This is a genomic window from Undibacterium sp. JH2W, from assembly GCF_049340425.1.
In the GTDB taxonomy this organism is placed as follows: domain Bacteria; phylum Pseudomonadota; class Gammaproteobacteria; order Burkholderiales; family Burkholderiaceae_D; genus Undibacterium.
Window position 1 is genome coordinate 110,201 of the sequence record NZ_JBMPOT010000003.1, and the last position, 16,560, is coordinate 126,760.

Annotated in this window: 12 protein-coding genes; 7 read left to right on the forward strand and 5 right to left on the reverse strand. The window is 49.3% G+C overall.

From position 1 onward, the window contains the following. The first annotated feature begins 18 nt into the window (after positions 1-18). From murI to ACO0LC_RS05045, 5 genes are all read left to right on the forward strand, one after another. Positions 19-864, forward strand: a complete 846-nt coding sequence (gene murI, locus ACO0LC_RS05025) for a glutamate racemase (RefSeq protein WP_423001242.1) — start codon at positions 19-21, stop codon at positions 862-864. Between the two features lie 166 nt (positions 865-1,030). Further along, entirely contained in the window at positions 1,031-1,690 is a 660-nt protein-coding gene (locus ACO0LC_RS05030; RefSeq protein ID WP_423001244.1) for a MarR family winged helix-turn-helix transcriptional regulator, read from the forward strand. A 193-nt stretch (positions 1,691-1,883) separates the two neighbouring features. After that, positions 1,884-2,714 (forward strand): hypothetical protein, encoded by an 831-nt coding sequence (locus tag ACO0LC_RS05035; RefSeq protein ID WP_423001246.1) that lies wholly within the window; start codon positions 1,884-1,886, stop codon positions 2,712-2,714. A gap of 31 nt (positions 2,715-2,745) precedes the next feature. Further along, positions 2,746-3,297 carry a carboxymuconolactone decarboxylase family protein gene (locus ACO0LC_RS05040; protein WP_423001248.1) on the forward strand — a complete coding sequence of 184 codons (552 nt, stop codon included), beginning with the start codon at positions 2,746-2,748 and terminating at the stop codon, positions 3,295-3,297. Positions 3,298-3,360: 63 nt separating this feature from the next. Continuing rightward, positions 3,361-3,918, forward strand: coding sequence for a redoxin domain-containing protein (locus tag ACO0LC_RS05045; protein ID WP_423001250.1), 558 nt, complete (start codon positions 3,361-3,363; stop codon positions 3,916-3,918). A 78-nt stretch (positions 3,919-3,996) separates the two neighbouring features. On the opposite strand, the gene ACO0LC_RS05050 is transcribed toward ACO0LC_RS05045, so the two are convergent. The 3 genes from ACO0LC_RS05050 to ACO0LC_RS05060 form a co-directional block, all read right to left on the reverse strand. Then, entirely contained in the window at positions 3,997-4,467 is a 471-nt protein-coding gene (locus ACO0LC_RS05050) for a hypothetical protein (protein WP_423001252.1), read from the reverse strand. A gap of 84 nt (positions 4,468-4,551) precedes the next feature. Beyond that, entirely contained in the window at positions 4,552-5,745 is a 1,194-nt protein-coding gene (locus ACO0LC_RS05055) for an aromatic amino acid transaminase (protein WP_423001254.1), read from the reverse strand. Positions 5,746-6,005: 260 nt separating this feature from the next. After that, on the reverse strand, positions 6,006-9,278 hold the full coding sequence (locus ACO0LC_RS05060; RefSeq protein ID WP_423001256.1) for an amidohydrolase family protein: 3,273 nt from the start codon (positions 9,276-9,278) through the stop codon (positions 6,006-6,008). Between the two features lie 254 nt (positions 9,279-9,532). On the opposite strand from ACO0LC_RS05060, the gene ACO0LC_RS05065 reads away from it, so the two are divergent. Then, complete coding sequence (locus ACO0LC_RS05065) at positions 9,533-13,429, forward strand: ATP-binding protein (RefSeq protein WP_423001258.1); 3,897 nt, start codon at positions 9,533-9,535, stop codon at positions 13,427-13,429. 5 nt (positions 13,430-13,434) lie between these two features. Here the strand turns inward: ACO0LC_RS05065 and ACO0LC_RS05070 are convergent, their stop codons facing one another. Then, positions 13,435-14,586: a CaiB/BaiF CoA transferase family protein gene (locus tag ACO0LC_RS05070; RefSeq protein WP_423001260.1), complete on the reverse strand. Its 1,152-nt coding sequence runs from the start codon at positions 14,584-14,586 to the stop codon at positions 13,435-13,437. Between the two features lie 25 nt (positions 14,587-14,611). Then, the gene (locus ACO0LC_RS05075; RefSeq protein ID WP_423001262.1) at positions 14,612-15,754 is read right to left on the reverse strand and encodes an acyl-CoA dehydrogenase family protein; all 1,143 of its coding nucleotides are present in this window, start codon (positions 15,752-15,754) and stop codon (positions 14,612-14,614) included. 143 nt (positions 15,755-15,897) lie between these two features. On the opposite strand from ACO0LC_RS05075, the gene ACO0LC_RS05080 reads away from it, so the two are divergent. Next, complete coding sequence (locus ACO0LC_RS05080; protein WP_423001264.1) at positions 15,898-16,560, forward strand: TetR/AcrR family transcriptional regulator; 663 nt, start codon at positions 15,898-15,900, stop codon at positions 16,558-16,560.

A 16,560-nucleotide genomic window follows, 5' to 3' on the forward strand; every position in this document is an offset into this window, starting at 1 on the left:
ACAGGAACAAATACTCTAATGGCATCAGAGGAATTTGCACGCTCTGCTCCTATAGGGGTATTTGATTCCGGTCTTGGTGGTCTGTCAGTATTGCAGCACATACGCCACGCCCTGCCACATGAAGCATTGCTGTATGTGGCAGATTCAGGTTTTGCCCCTTATGGCGACAAAACCAGTGCAGAAATTCTGGAACGCAGCATCGTCGTCACAGATTTTTTGCTGAACAAAAAAATCAAGGTCCTGGTAGTTGCCTGCAATACGGCCACTGCTGCGGCAATCAAGCATCTGCGATTGCGCTATCCAGACCTCATCATTGTTGGCATGGAACCGGGTTTGAAACCGGCAAGCCTGCTCAGCAAGACCAAAAAAGTCGGCGTACTGGCTACCCTCTCTACATTGCAAAGCGAAAAGTATCAGCACTTGAGCATGCAGTTAAGTGCAGACACTGGCGTGGAATTTATTCCCCAAGCCTGCGTAGGCCTGGTCGATCAAATAGAAAAAGCCGAAGCAAATGCAGAGCAAACCCGGCTTTTACTGAAAAAATATCTGAACCCTTTGCTAGCCGCAAAAGTAGATACATTGGTACTGGGCTGCACCCATTATCCATTTGTAGCCAAGCTCATACAGGAACTCACGTCTACGCATATTTCTAAAGGTGACCCCATCACGCTCATTGATACCGGAAAAGCCATTGCCTCCCAAATACAACGTTTGCTGGCTGAACGCGATCTAAAAACCAGCAACAGCGATATTCCTTGCATTAATGCTTACACCAACGGCAATCCAGATAAGCTGAAACACGCCTGCACCCAGTGGATTAACATACCAGAAAACAAGTTAAGTGTTTCCACCTTCAGAACCTGATTTAAGTATCAGATTTAAGTATCAGATTTAAGCGTCAAATTTATACGCTTATAAACGCACTGGAAAACACACTTTATAGAAACAGGTAAATCCACAATAAAGCTAAGAACAAATAATTTAATTAGGACTCCTTTACATATCCCTTTTATTGCGCCATAATACTTGCATGAAAAAGCCAGCCAGCCAGCCTTGGGACGAAACGCCAGCCACCAGTGAACGCATACTGGATGCCATTGCCAGAATTGCCGGCGTATTGCGCTCGGGCACCTGGCAGTTCGCCACATCGGAAGGTTTGAATCCCACGCAAGTAGATATCATAGATATGCTGGCTGCACGCAAAGATGCTGTCAGGCTGTCCTGGATAGCCGAGCAATTAGGCGTCAGCACGGCCAGTGCCAGCGACTCTGTGAGTTCATTGACTGCCAAAGGTCTGGTAGAAAAAGCCCGCGCTCCCGACGATGGCCGTGCTATCGCCCTGAGGCTTACGGGCGATGGTCATGAATTGGTAAAAAAAATTGCTGGTGCTACTGGCTTTGCCAGCGAGGCCATCGAGCAGTTGTCACCTGCAGCACAAGAACAAACTTTTACCAGCCTGTTGAACCTGATAGGCAAATTGCAGCAGGCCGAGCATTTCCCTGATATACGCGCCTGTGTCACTTGCATGCACTTCATGCCTGACAGACACGACAGCGTACTGGCACCTCACCATTGCGCCTTGGTAGATGCCCCTTTACGTAGAGAGCAATTGCGTCTGGACTGCCCTGAACATCAACAAACAGCAAGCAACATCATTCGCAGCAACTGGAAAAAAATAGAAATAAAATAAGTAAAAATGGAATGGCTGAAAATGAGTTAGCTAAGGCAGATTGCCTATTTTTTTGACTCATTTAATTAGGACTCCTATTTAATAAATTTGATGCTGTGGTTCTTGCATCGGATATGAGCAGCAAACGCAGCAAAAATCTAGCTGGCTATGCGTACCAAAAACAGAACCGTAACATGACATTTGAAAGATAAAAATGAAACACCGATACAAAAAAATCTGTGCTTACCTAGGCCTTAGCCTGACTATGGCAAGCGCAACTCACTGGGTAGCGGCTCATGATCATGCACATCAGGGGGGGGTACAAACTGAAGCCGGCAGCAAGGGACTTTGCTCAGCATCCCGCCCATGCACACATCAGGGAGGGATACAAACTGAAGCCAGCAGCAAGGTCAAACCTGACTTTGACATTTTCCACACCAAGATCACAACTGAAGGTAATGTGGCAATTTTTCATATTGCCGTCTCAGGTAAAGCTGGCAAAACCAGACCCGCCAAATCAGGCAAGCTGGCGGGTAGCACTGTCTTCTCTTATGTTTGGCCAACCACGCTGGACCCATCTGTAGTGGGTTTCGAGCCTAAAAGTGGCATTCTGGCTTTTGCCGTCACCTCTCACCCAGACTTTGATGACACCCCATTGTTCGATGAAAACGGCGATGGCGATCCCAATAATGATGGCAATGTCTGGCACTCACACTGGGTAGTTCTGCAGCCAGACCAGGCTTGCGGTAAAGATGCGCTGAAGGTCGTTGATATTCCTGAGGGTAGCAAACCCCGCCTGCCTAAAACCTGGCCAGGCTTGCCAATACTCATAGATAGCCCAGGCTGGAGTCCCATTTTCAAAGGCAAGACGCTGGAAGTGCGAGTGCCATTTGATGACATCGAGAGCATTAAGGCTGCTGGTTTTGATGGCGTCACTGCTGCCCTGCGCATCAATGCCAGCGTCCATGCCCCTCTTCTTTGTGTCGCCAATGTATACAAAATCGCCTCAGGCAATTTAAGCCTGCCAGGCAAATTCAACCAGTAAGTCCAAACCACAAATCAGAAAAGGAATCACCATGTCTCATGTTCAGCTTATCAATATCAAAGAAACGTCCGGTACACGCCACGCCATTTTAAATGACATCAATACTGCCTTTGGTGCGACACCAAATATGTTCCGTGCTGTCGCCAACTCCACTGCCGCACTCAACAGCATGTGGTCTGCGTTTGCTGCCCTGGGTAACGGCGTCATCCCGGCAAAGCTGGGTGAACAAATTGCAGTTGCCATAGCAAACAGCAATCAATGTGAATACTGCCTTGCAGCACATACAGTTCTTGGACAAAAAGCAGGCGCCAGTAGTGCAGAAATGACGGCAGCCCAGTCCGGCAATTCGCACGATGCTAAAACTGACGCTGTATTGAAATTTGTCTTGAAAGTAGTCAGCCAGCGTGCACAAATCAGCAAGGATGATGTGGAAACGCTGCGATTATATGGCTATTACGATGAACATATAGTCGAAATAATGGCGCACATCGCGCTAAACCTGTACACAAACTATATCAATGTAGCGCTGGACGTCCCGGTGGATTTTCCCAAAATAAAACTAAGTGCGACTGACGCAAATTAATCAAGCTTTTTCTGAGTGCGGATAATTCCGCACTCTAATCAGATAAAAATAGGGCGAATCAAAATGTCAATAATCAACAGCATTGCACCGGAGCTTATTTCGTCAGACTGGCTCAACACCGACACAGCTATTAGCTTGCATTCTTTACGCGGCAAAGTCGTATTTCTGCATAGCTTTCAGATGCTATGCCCGTCCTGTGTTACACATGGTTTGCCGCAAGCAAGCGCAGTAAGAAATGCATTTTCGCAACAAGAACTTGCAGTGATAGGATTGCACACAGTATTTGAACATCATCAGGTGATGGGCAAAGCCGCCTTACAGGCCTTTATTCATGAATACCGTTTAGGTTTCCCGATAGCCATCGACATGCCAGACCCACACAGCGGAATACCTTTGAGCATGCAGAAATATGGCTTACGTGGCACACCCAGCATCCTACTGATAGACAAAAAAGGCCGCATCAGATTTCATCACTTTGGACACATTGATGACCTTAAACTGGGCCATATACTAGGTCAATTGATAGCAGAAACATATGCTACAGAAAAGCCCATCACACCAGATAAAGAACAAACTGAAGATGCCAGTGGATGCAATGAGTTTTCATGTAGCAGGCCTTAGATGTAGAAGCTCACCGCTAAATCAGGTCCATCAATTTAAATAAAATTGCGGCATCTTGGTCTTTCCGGCTTCTATAGACTATGGCTTGAATGAACTGGCAATGAGTTTGGTGGCCTCATCATACTGTGCTCTGTTTACGCTCGCATAAGTCCATTGGAACATGCTGCACCAGTTACCATCGGTAATTACTTTTTCGTAGAAAATCTTTTGCCCTTGGGTGCCGGACACCAACACAAAGGACTTGCCCTTGGCACGGTAAGTAATTTCTTTGCCGTCCTTCTTTTGTTCTTTATCTGCCTTGGCAAGAAACTCAGCAGGAGTAGTATCCCGACCTTCTATGCAGGAGCGTGCATAGACGCGCAACTCGGCGTCTTCTGTGCGCGAAACAAATACCTGCCCATCACCGTTAGCAGCTTCGCCTTGTGGCAATAGATACACGGGATACTCAATGACAAAACCATAGCGCCCGTTAACATAAGTCTTATATGCTGTATCCGCTGCTTGCGCACTGAACGAAACGAGAGATAGTAGTAAAAGAAATTTATGCATATGGTGCGAGAATAACTGCGAACCGGGATGTCAACAAAAATCCCCTATTTTATTTATTTTCAAAAAATAGGGGATCTACACAAATTAAGACAGAACAGCAGCAATCGCACTCGCAGTTGCTTCTACATTCCCAGTATTCAAGCCAGCAACACACATACGGCCAGAACGCACCAGATAGACACCGAACTCTTCCTTCAGGCGATCACATTGCTCAGCAGTCAAACCCGTGTAGCTAAACATGCCGCGCTGTGTCAGGAAATAACTGAAATCACGGCCTGGCAATTTTGCACTCAGTACATCATGCAATTTACGGCGCATGAGCTGGATACGATCGCGCATGGCGACCACTTCTGCTTCCCACATCGGACGCAGTTCAGGGTCGCTCAATACACGCGCCACCAACTGCCCACCATGCAGAGGTGGATTGGAATAATTGCGACGGATAGTTGCCTTCAACTGGCCCATTACATTCACTGCCTGTACTGCGTCAGGACAAACCACGCTCAGGGCACCGCAACGTTCGCCATACAAGCTCATACTCTTGGAGAAGGAATTGGCAACAAAAAAACTCAAACCCTGCTCCGCCAACAAACGTACTGCATAAGCATCTTCGACGATACCATCACCATAACCCTGATATGCCAAATCAAGGAAGGCAATCAGTTCGCGCTCTTTCAACACTGGCACCAGTTGTTGCCACTGTTCTTGCGTCAGGTCTACACCTGTAGGGTTATGGCAGCAAGCATGCAGCAGGACTATGCTTTTCTTTTCTGCTGTTTTCAATGCTTCGATCATGGCATCAAACCGCAAGCCACCAGTCGCTGCATCATAGTAAGGATAGGTTTTGACAGCCAGACCACATCCCTCAAACACTGCCTTGTGATTATCCCAGGTCGGATCACTGACCAGCATGGTTGATGTCGGGAAATAACGTTTGATAAAATCGCCTCCCACCTTCAGGCCACCGCTAGAGCCAACCGACTGTATGGTCACAACACGGCCAGCCTTGACGGCCGCACTATCTGCACCAAACAAGAGTTCCTGCACCGCAGTGCGGAAATTTGCTGCACCTTCCATCGGCAAATAAGGACGGGCACCCGCATCTGCTACAACCTTGTGCTCTGCTGCACGTACAGATGGCAGCATGGGAATCTTGCCAGCATCATCAAAATAAATACCAATAGACAAATTGATCTTGTTGGTGCGTGGGTCTTTACCAAAGGCCTCATTCAAAGACAAGATAGGATCGCCAGGATAGGCTTCGACGTGCTGAAACATGATAGAACTCCAGATGGTTGGACATAGAATCAAAGCTGCAAAGCTAAGCATTCAATATAAACAATGCAACATTGAATGCACCAAGCTAATGCGTCAGAGCTCTATTGTGACACATGCCATCGGCAATGTAGGATACAGGTAGCCAGAATCGCTGGAACAAACTGTATATTCGCTTGAAAAAATATATAAAAAATGCAGCTATTTTTTGATTTATAGCTGCATTCCTTAATGCTGATTCAATTCATTGATGCATTTAAGCATCAATGACCGTGTGCATGCTCCTGAGCTTCCACAGGCATTTCACCACCGCCCTTACCTTCAAAAAAGAAAGCCTTACGCACTTTTTTGGTTTTACCCACTTCATTCAAAGTACCGGACTCATACAGGCGTCCATTGAGCATGACATGGCTGAGCTTGTCTGATTGTTCAATATCCTTGAGAACATCGCCATCAATAATCATCAAATCGGCCAGCTTACCCACTTCAAGTGAACCCAAGTCTTTATCCATGCCCAGATAACGCGCTCCATTGATGGTACCGCTGCGTATAGCCTCCATAGGTGTCATGCCACCTTTGACCAGCATCCATAATTCCCAGTGGGCTGCCAGACCTTCACGTTGGCCATGCGCGCCAAGGTTGACGGGTACGCCAGCACGCTGCAGAGCGGTTGCCGTCTGAGCTACTTTGATTACATTGAAGTCTTCTTCCGGAGCAGTTTCACGCCTGACGCTACGTGCTTCCAATACCGAACGCGGCACATATTTACTCAGCAGCGGATGTTTCCAGACATCGGTACGGGCATACCAGTAATGTTCACCATCGAGGCCACCGTAGGCTACCCCCAAGGTCGGCGTATAACCAACTTGTGTCTGCGACCACAATTGCTTGACATCATCATAAACTTTCTCTACTGGCAATGCATGTTCAACACCGGTATGACCATCAACCACCATGCTCATATTGGTCTGGAACAGTGAGCCACCTTCTGGTACCACCATCATTTGTGTCTGTCGTGCTGCCTCCAGGATTTGCTGGCGTTGTTCGCGCCTAGGCTGGTTATAGCTCTTGACCGAAATCGCCCCCGCTGCCTTGAGACGTTTCAGGTGTGTCAATGCATCGTCCAGGTTGTTCACGATGGCAGCGAAATTGCCTTTGGCCCCGTATAGTATGGTGCCGGTAGAGTAAATGCGCGGCCCTAACACTTGCCCAGCCCTTTGCAATTCACTTTGCGTGAATATCTCACCCGTATCATTTGACGGGTCATGAATCGTCGTCACACCAAAAGCCAGCGACGCATAATTGACCCAGCTTTGTTGCGGGATAATACCGCTCTCGCCCATGCTGCCATGCCAGTGCACATCAACCAGGCCCGGCAAGATGGTTTTGCCCTTGGCATCTATCTGGGTTGCACCTGCAGGTATGGCCACATCCGCAGATTTACCTATACTGACGATGCGGTTATCTTTGACGACGATACGGCCATCTTCTATGACTTCTTCGCCTTTCATGGTGACAATTCTGGCACCGGATATGACTGTATAGCCAATCGGTTTGTCAGATATCTGGCGGAAACCTATCTTTTGCCCTTGCTCTATCGGTTTTGGCAACTCGGCGGGCGCACCTGGCATGAAGGCAAAAGCATCTTTCAATTCACGGCTGAATAATTCGTCACCCAAAGAGAAATTGATGCGCTTGCTGTCTCCAGACCAGTGCAGGTATTGACCGGCATTTACGTCCAGTTGCTTGACTGGCAGTGCATCCATTTTCTGCCCTATGGTCACTGCTTTGCCAGCTAGCGGCAAGGGCATCACATAAGCATGGTAACGTTCACCAAAAGCCAGCCACTCACCATCTGGCGAAATCGCAAATTCACCGGCAAATTCACTTTTTGCGACTGACTGCTCAGGTTTGCCATCCAAGGGTAGGCGAACCAGAGATGTAGTCCAATCCACTTCACCAGTGAATTGGGTACGTGTGACATACACTGCCTGCCCATCTTTGCCAAATTGCGGTGAACCACCCTCTTCCGTCAACAGGCGCGGCTCGGTTTTACCGTCTGCATTCGCCAGGAACACTCCCGTTTCCATGCCATGCCAGGGCGTAGTCAGGTAACCACCCTTGGCTTTGACATAGGCAACTTGCTTGCCATCAGGTGAAAAACGCGCCTGCAGATATTTGCCAGTTGCCTTGGTCACGATGGTTTCCTTGCTACTGGATAGCTCCACGATCCTTACAGCACCGAGTTTTTCATCATTCCAGCTACTGAACACCACAGACTTGCCATCACGTGAAAAGCTGGGGAAGAATTCAAAATGTGTGCTTTGTGTAGTGAGGCGGCGTGGCGTGCCATTTGGCAGGTCTTTGACATAGATATGCCCTAGCGCCGAGTAGACAACTTTATCCCCTTGCGGTGCGACATTCACCCAGCGCAACTGGTGCACATCGAATTGATCAGGTGCAACCTCTTGCGGGAAGCGCAAGGCACTGCGTACTTCCCTGGTATCTTGTACATGGAATGGTATATCCACTGCCTTGTGGCTGAATGGGTCGAGACGCCATAATTTACCCTTGGCCCAGACGACGATCTCCTTGCTGCCCGGCATCCAGGCAAAGGCTGGATACACGCCTTGTATAGCCCAGGTCTCTTGCATGTCGCGCTCCAGCTCCGGCCATGCTGCTGTTTCTTCTCCTGTCTGCAAATTTTTCAGGAACAAGGCTGACTGGTTACGGATGCGGCGGACGAAAGCCAGGTATTTGCCATCCGGTGAAGGTACAGGGCGCACGGCACCACCAGGGCCACTGACTAATGCCTTTACTTTACCCTCTTGCAGGTCACGGCGAAAAATCTGGTAGATCTGCTCGTTGGAATTTTTATTGTATTCAAAGGATGCACCTGGCGTCGTATCTTGCGAATAATAGACATAGCGCCCATCAGGTGAGAATGCTGGCTCACCCAGGTCTTTTTGCCAATTTGGTTTTTCATTCAATTGCACGCCTGTGCCACCGCTTTGATGATACAGCCAGATTTCGCCGGAACCCAGTGAGCGAGTGCCAGTATAGTGCTTGCGCGCCGCGATATACTGACCATTCGGGTGCCAGACGGGATTATTCAAAAGACGGAAATCTTCCTTGCTGACGGCATGCGCATTACTGCCATCGACATTCATGACCCAGACATTGTCGCCGCCCCCGGCATCAGACATATAAGCGATCTGCTTTCCATCCGGTGAAAAGCGCGCCTGCATTTCCCAGGCAATGGAGTGTGTCAGAGCCTTGGCTTCACCACCAGCTATTGGCAATGTATATAAATCGCCAAGCAAATCAAATACCAGTTGTTTACCATCGGGGCTGACATCCACGCTCATCCAGGTACCAGTGCGTGTATCAATATTGACTGTCTTGCTCTCACCTGGTGGATGATTGACATCCCATTTCTTTTTCTCGGCATCCGGTTTGGTGGCTGGCTCAGCGGCCAGCGCTGGCAAGCACAGTATGACAGCCCAGGCCAAAGGCAATAGTTTTGACACACGCATACGCTCTCCTCTCATGATTTTTATTTAATTTACAACATTCGGACAATACTCTCGATTTTGCTGCGGCTTTGAGCGAGCGATAATATATCAAGAAGATATCAAGAAGCTCGAATGAGATACTCAAGGGCTTAAAAAGTTCCTGTTTGCATCACTGCCTAAACATATTTGCGGTGATTGCAACACCGTATAAGTCTTAAACCGCCAAGCGCGCTGGCATAAGGTATGATTTGAGCAATTCTATTTCGCCTGCGACCATGAATCTATTTGCCACCGATGAGGAAGTAAGCCAGCTGACCAACAGGCTGACGTCGGCACAGGGCTTGGATAAATTCATCAGTCAATTGACGCTGGCATGGTACTTGCGGCAAAGGGATAGCCAATATGCGTCGGCATTAGCTGCAGCGGCCCTGGCAGATTTGGCTGACCTGGATGCGCCAGAAACCCTGAGAAGACAATTTCATGCCCAGCTTTGCCTGATCCGCGCAGAAATTGCGGCTCTGTTTTGTGATCTCAACAATGCTGAACGCCTGTTGGCTGAAGCGATCACAGTTTTCACTGATCTCAACGATAGTACTGGTCTGGGAGACGCCAGTCTGACCGGCGCCGCCCTGGCCCTGGAACAAGGCGACGCCGCCAGAGAAGCTCATACCTGTGCAGCTGCAATTAGCTGGTATACCAGGGCAAACGACAGCTTGAGGCTGGCGATAGCTGAGTCCTGGGCCATCTATGAGCTGGCTTTTTATGATCCCCTGGCTGCCTCAGTCAGGCATTCAGCCTTCGACAGACAATACCAGCATCGCGAGCATCCTGCCGTGGCGGCACATATGGCCGCAGCATCTGGTGTCATCCATGGCAGGCGGGAGCCGGCACGTGCCTCTGTGTATTACCTGCAAGCCAGTGAACTGGCCCGCCAGACTGGCATGATCAGGCTGGCCATCGTTTCTGCTGGCAATTCTGGTGAATCCATGCAAACCGTTGGTGATCTCGAAGGTGCGGCGGGAGTTTTTGACTGGGCGGCAGAACGCGCTCACGAAACCGAATGGCCAGCATTAATAGGCCATGCCATGTCACACCTGGGTAGTTTGTTGCGACAACTGGGGCAATTTGAACGCAGTCAAAAAACCCTGGAAGAAGCACTGAGCGGATTTTCAAGGACGCCAGCAGGCATCAACAAGGCCATAGTTCACGCTGAACTGGCAGAATGTTTGCTCATGCAAGGCGAAACTGGGAAGGCGATCTCCGCCTTCAATGAAGCAATTACCCTGTTTCGTGCTGCGCATTCCATGGATGACCTGCCACAAACCCTGATACGCTATGCTCGGGCTCTTTCGATTGATGGACAGGCAAACAACGCTCTGGCAGCGATTGCCGAGGCCAGGACTCTGATACAGCAACATCAATTCACTGCTCTGGGCGTTACCCTGAATCAAACCCTGGCAGAGATACATGCACGTCACGTGATTACCATGCCAGAAAAAATGGATGCACCCAATGCCATCATTCACTACCTGGAAGAGTCTTTGCAGACTGGCGAACTGACTGAGGGCTGGCAGGCAAGTACTGAATTATTGATGGCACTGAGCGATGCATGGTCAGATGTGGGCGACACAAGCAAGGCCTTGCTGTACGCGAGACACGCCATTACCGCAGAGCAGCGCGAGAGTAAAAAACAGGCAAATAATCGTACTGCCATGGCACAGGTCAGACATGAGACAGAATTGATACGTGCAGAAGTCGAGCAACACCGATTGATTGCAGCATCAGAAGCACGCAGAGCCGCAACTTTACAAGAGGCAGGCGCTACCCTGGAGCGGCTTGGCAGGATAGGTCAGCAAATCACATCCAACCTCGAACCTGAAGCAGTGTTTGAAGCCATACACTTTCACCTGAAAGATTTAGTGGATGCGACTACCTTCATTATCTATATGCTTTCACAGGATGGACAAGTACTGACACAAGCATTTGGCATAGAGGAAAATTTACCCCATCCCTATCATGAGGTGGCACTCCATGATGAGCGCGCGTCCAGTGCCCGCTGCGTACGTGAAAGACGAGAAATCAGGCTTGAATTGCTTCCTGATGATGATTTTCCGGTAGTACCCAACACACTGGAAACCTTGAGTCTGTTATTCGCACCACTCAGTATAGGTGAGCGCATATTGGGTGTCATGAGCATACAGACCCCGCGCGAGCATGCTTATGGTGAAAGGGAATGCCTTATTTTTCGCTCTTTATGCTCGTATGGCGCGATAGCACTTGACAATGCCAACGCTTATCGTGAACTGCGCCTGACCCAACAGCAGCTGGAATCTGCCAGTATGACAGAACGACATGCACGCAAGAAAGCGGAAGATGCAACAAGATTGAAAAGCGAATTCCTGGCAAATATGAGCCATGAAATCCGCACCCCCATGAATGCTGTCATAGGCCTGGCCCACCTCGCACTACAAACCAGGCTGACACCCAAACAATATGACTATGTCAGCAAAATCCATCATGCCGGAGAGTCGCTATTGGGCATCATTAATGACATACTGGATTTTTCCAAGATAGAAGCTGGCATGCTGGATGTGGAGCATATTTCATTTTCCATCAAGGATGTACTCAATAGCGTATCCACCCTGACCAGCCAGAAAGCCATAGAAAAACAAATAGCCTACATCGTAAAAATTGCTGAGGAAGTTCCTGCACGCTTGCGTGGCGACCCTCTGCGGCTTGGGCAAGTATTAACCAATCTAGTCAATAATGCCGTCAAATTTACGCCAGGCGGCGGCGAGATAGAGCTCAGTATCACGCGGCCACCCACTGCATCAGCAACAACTGATCTGACATTTTCGGTACGGGATACTGGCATAGGCATGTCAGCGCAACAGCAGCAAAGCCTGTTTCTGCCATTTACCCAGGCCGACGGCTCAACCACGCGCAAATATGGTGGCACAGGTTTGGGTTTGTCAATTTCGCGTCGCCTGGTGGAATTGATGGGTGGGCAAATTGATGTCCACAGTCGAGAAAATCAGGGGTCAACATTTTCATTCACTTTGCCACTGGAAATAGATTTCAGCCTGCATGGTGAATCAGACGCTCATGCAGAATCACGCAGCACACACAGTGCCAATATCGCGGCACAAAACCATGCTGGCCGCCGTGTCTTGTTGGCGGAAGATAATCCTGTCAATCAGCAAATCGCCATAGAGTTGCTGAGCATGGTCGGCATTACGGCTGATGTTGCGGACAATGGCGAAGAGGCAGTACGTCTCATCATGGCAAATGAGCCTGGGTATTACGCCATGATCTTCATGGATTTGCAAATGCCTATCATGGATGGCCATGAAGCCGCTGCAAAAATAAGGCTAGACGTGCGCATGGATGACACTCCCATCATCGCCCTGACTGCGCATGCCGTTGGCGATATTCGGGAGCGTTGCATGCGCGAAGGCATGCAGGATTACCTGACCAAACCCATACAGCCGGATGCCTTGTTCAGCATAGTTTCACACTGGATGGATACTGAACATGAATTGCCCGTACCCGGCAGTTTAATCACCAGTACGGTGTTTGACGATGAGGATGCTGGATTCCCGCAATTTAATGAGCTAGATACCAGCCTTGGCTTGCATTACATGGGGGGGCGTCACGAGTTTTATATCAATATGCTGCACAGGTTTGAGCAAAGTCAGGCCGATACTTTGCATGAATTAAACCGGCTCATACAAATCAGTGAGTATGGCCATGCAGAACGACTCAGCCATACGCTCAAGGGATTGGCTGGCAGCATAGGAGCCACAAAACTACAAAAAATAGCGGCTGAACTGGAATACAAACTCAGCAAAGAAGAAAGCCGGGAATTCATCCTCGAAAGCCTGGAACCACTTGCGCAGTCACTCAATGCTGTACTGGATGAGTTAAAGACGGTACTACCAGGGATTTTACCCCAGCAGGCAGAAGTCATCGTCGATGAAGCTGAGGCAAAAAACCTTGTGACTGAGCTGCGCATCTTGCTCGCCGCATCAGACGCAGATGCGCAGAGCCTGTTTGAAGAAAATGAAACTGCAATTGCCACTCAGTTCAGTCAGGATGCCATGATACAACTCAGGCACTTCATGCATCAGTTTGAATTTGAAGCTGCGGCGAAGCTGATAGAGCAACAATGATAATCTCAAATTATCCGGTTTTCTTTTAAACTGGCTATCCTTTCTTCGCTCAGTCCCCAGTCATGCAAAATCTCTTCGCTATGCTGCCCTGGCGCTGCCGGTGGCCTGCTGATTTCTGGTGAAGTCCTGCTAAATCGTGGTGCAGGTGCTGGCTGCACTATGCCTTCAACATCAGTGAAATTGCCCCTGGCTTTATTGTGTGGATGTTCAGGCGCTTCGGCCATATCCAGTACCGGGGCGAAACAGATATCTGTTCCTTCCATCAGCTCACACCATTGCTGGCGAGTTCTGGTCTTGAACAGTGCTGTAGATTTTTCTTTCAACTCTGGCCATTTGCGGTTATCCATTTGTTTATTGAATGCGGGATCAGTGATACCGGCACGTTCCAGCAACAGGGCATAAAACTGTGGTTCTATCGCGCCTATGGAGATGAATTTACCGTCAGCGCAAGCATAGGTATCATAAAAATGCGCACCACCATCCAGCATATTAGCTCCGCGCTGGCCTGACCATGCGCCAAAGGCACAAAAGCCATAAATCATTGCCCCCAATAAAGCGGAGCCATCGACCATGGCTGCATCTACCACCTGACCCTTGCCAGAACTGCGTGCTTCCAGGGCAGCACAGACTACGCCAAAAGCCAGCATCATGGCACCGCCGCCAAAATCGCCGACCAGGTTCAAGGGTGGTGCCGGTGGCGTATCCGCCCTGCCCATGGCATGCAGCATGCCGCTGAGTGCGATGTAATTCAGGTCGTGGCCCGCCGCCTGTGCCAGCGGGCCATCCTGGCCCCAGCCGGTAATTCGTCCATATACCAAGCGTGGATTACGTTGCTGGCAAGCTTCCGGCCCCAGGCCCAGTCTTTCCATGACTCCAGGTCGAAAACCTTCCAGCAGGATATCGGCATTTTCAATCAAATCCAGCAATACAGCTTTGGCTTCCGGCTGCTTCAAGTCCAGCGCCAGCGAACGCCGCCCCCTGGCCATGACATCATATTTGGTGCCCAGCATGGGAAAAGGGTTGTTCGCACCAGCAAGTAGCTTACGGTCTATGCGTATCACTTCTGCCCCCATATCGGCCAGCATCATGGCTGCAAAAGGGCATGGCCCCAAGCCCACCATTTCAATGACACGTACCCCTTGTAATGGTCCAGCCATGTTCTACCCCTGCTTCTATTCTGGTTTATAGATTACGTGAAATGATTTCTTTCATGATTTCATTGGCACCGCCATAGATACGCTGCACCCGTGCATCAACATACATTTGCGCAATCGGGTATTCCAGCATATAGCCATAACCGCCGAATAATTGCAGGCATTGATCAATGACCTTGCACTGCAAATCAGATATCCAGTATTTGGCCATCGATGCCAGTTCGGTATCCATGCGGCCTTCCATCATATCAACTATACAGCGGTCAATGAAAGTACGGGCTATCGTCGCCTCGGTCTTGATCTCTGCCAATACGAAGCGGGTATTCTGCATTTCTATCAGGGCTTGCCCAAAGGCCTTGCGCTCACGGGTATGGGTGATTGTCAAATCCAGCGCACGCTCTATGGCAGCCACGCCGGATACACCCAGTATCGTACGTTCATAAGGCAATTCCGTCATCAACTGAGTAAAGCCCTTGCCTTCGACGCCACCGAGCACCCTGTCCAGCGGCACACGCACATCATCAAAGAACAGCTCACAAGTATCCTGGCCTTTTTGCCCTATCTTTTCCAGTATGCGCCCTACCCGGTAACCTGGGCAGTCTTTGGTTTCCACTATGATTAAAGAAACGCCTTTGGCACCGGCTTCAGGATCGGTCTTGGTCACGACGACCACCAGATCGGCCATATACCCATTCGATATGAAGGTCTTGGAACCATTGATGACATAGCTATCACCATCACGCCTGGCAGTGGTACGTATGCCTTTCAGGTCAGAACCGGCACCGGGTTCAGACATAGCAATAGCAGCGATCATTTCGCCTGAGGCCAGCTTGGGCAAATACTTGTGCTTTTGTTCCTCCGTACCCTGGTTCAAAATATAATGAGCAACGATGGCGTGCACATGTATACCAAAAGCCATGTCACCGGCATAAGTCAATTCTTCAAAAACGATGGATTGATGAGCAAAACTACCACCTGAACCACCATATTCCTCAGGTATGTCGGCCAGCAAAATGCCCATGGCACCACCCTTGTCCCAGACATCGCGGTCGACATGCTGCTGCTTTCTCCAGTGTTCCTGATGTGGAGTAACTTCGACTGTGACAAAACGACGTACTGCATCCCTGAAACTTTCCAGCTCAGGCGTCATCCAGCTTGGTTTGATTTGCATCTTGTGTCCCCTTTATTGTCGATTCAGGCTTTTGTGCCTGATTTATCTACAGCTTGATTGATAGTGATCATGTTTAAGGTTACCATCAAGACAGCCAATAAGAGCCCGGCTCTCCACTTTTTAGAAGATTCCCCCCATTAGCAATGCCTAAAGAAATTTCTACAGACACAATAGATACAGCATCGCTAAGTACTGGCACTGGCGTGACAAAAAAACGCGGTCGTCCTGCACTGGATGAATCCGAAAGCATACGCCAGGATTTAATCAGGAAATCAGCACAGCTTTTCAGGAAAAAAGGTTATGACAATACCACCGTGCGCGATATCGCCGCAGCAGTGGGAATACAGTCGGGTAGCTGGTTTTATCACTTCAAGACCAAGCAGGACATACTGGTCGCCGTGATGGAGCAAGGTATGCAAAAATCACTGGCGGAGATAGAGAAGCTGGCTTTGGAAGATTTACCGCCGCGCCTGGCCTTTCAACACCTGGTCAAAGTACACTTGAATACCTTGCTGGCACCCGAGCATGATTTTATTGCTGTGTTGCTGTATGAGTGGCGTGCGCTGGACAAACCAGCACGCACACGCATCATTGCGCTGAAGGACAGGTATGAAGCAGCGTGGGAAAAAATCATCATTGCCCTGCATGCTACAGGAGACTGGGCCATGCCCACGCGTCTGGATAAGTTGTTGATGTTTGGTACGCTGAACTGGACCGCGCAATGGTATAGACGCGGCTCAGGTATCAGTATTGATGAACTTGCAGAACAAGCTGTACAATTTATTTTACGTACCAAACTTGAATAA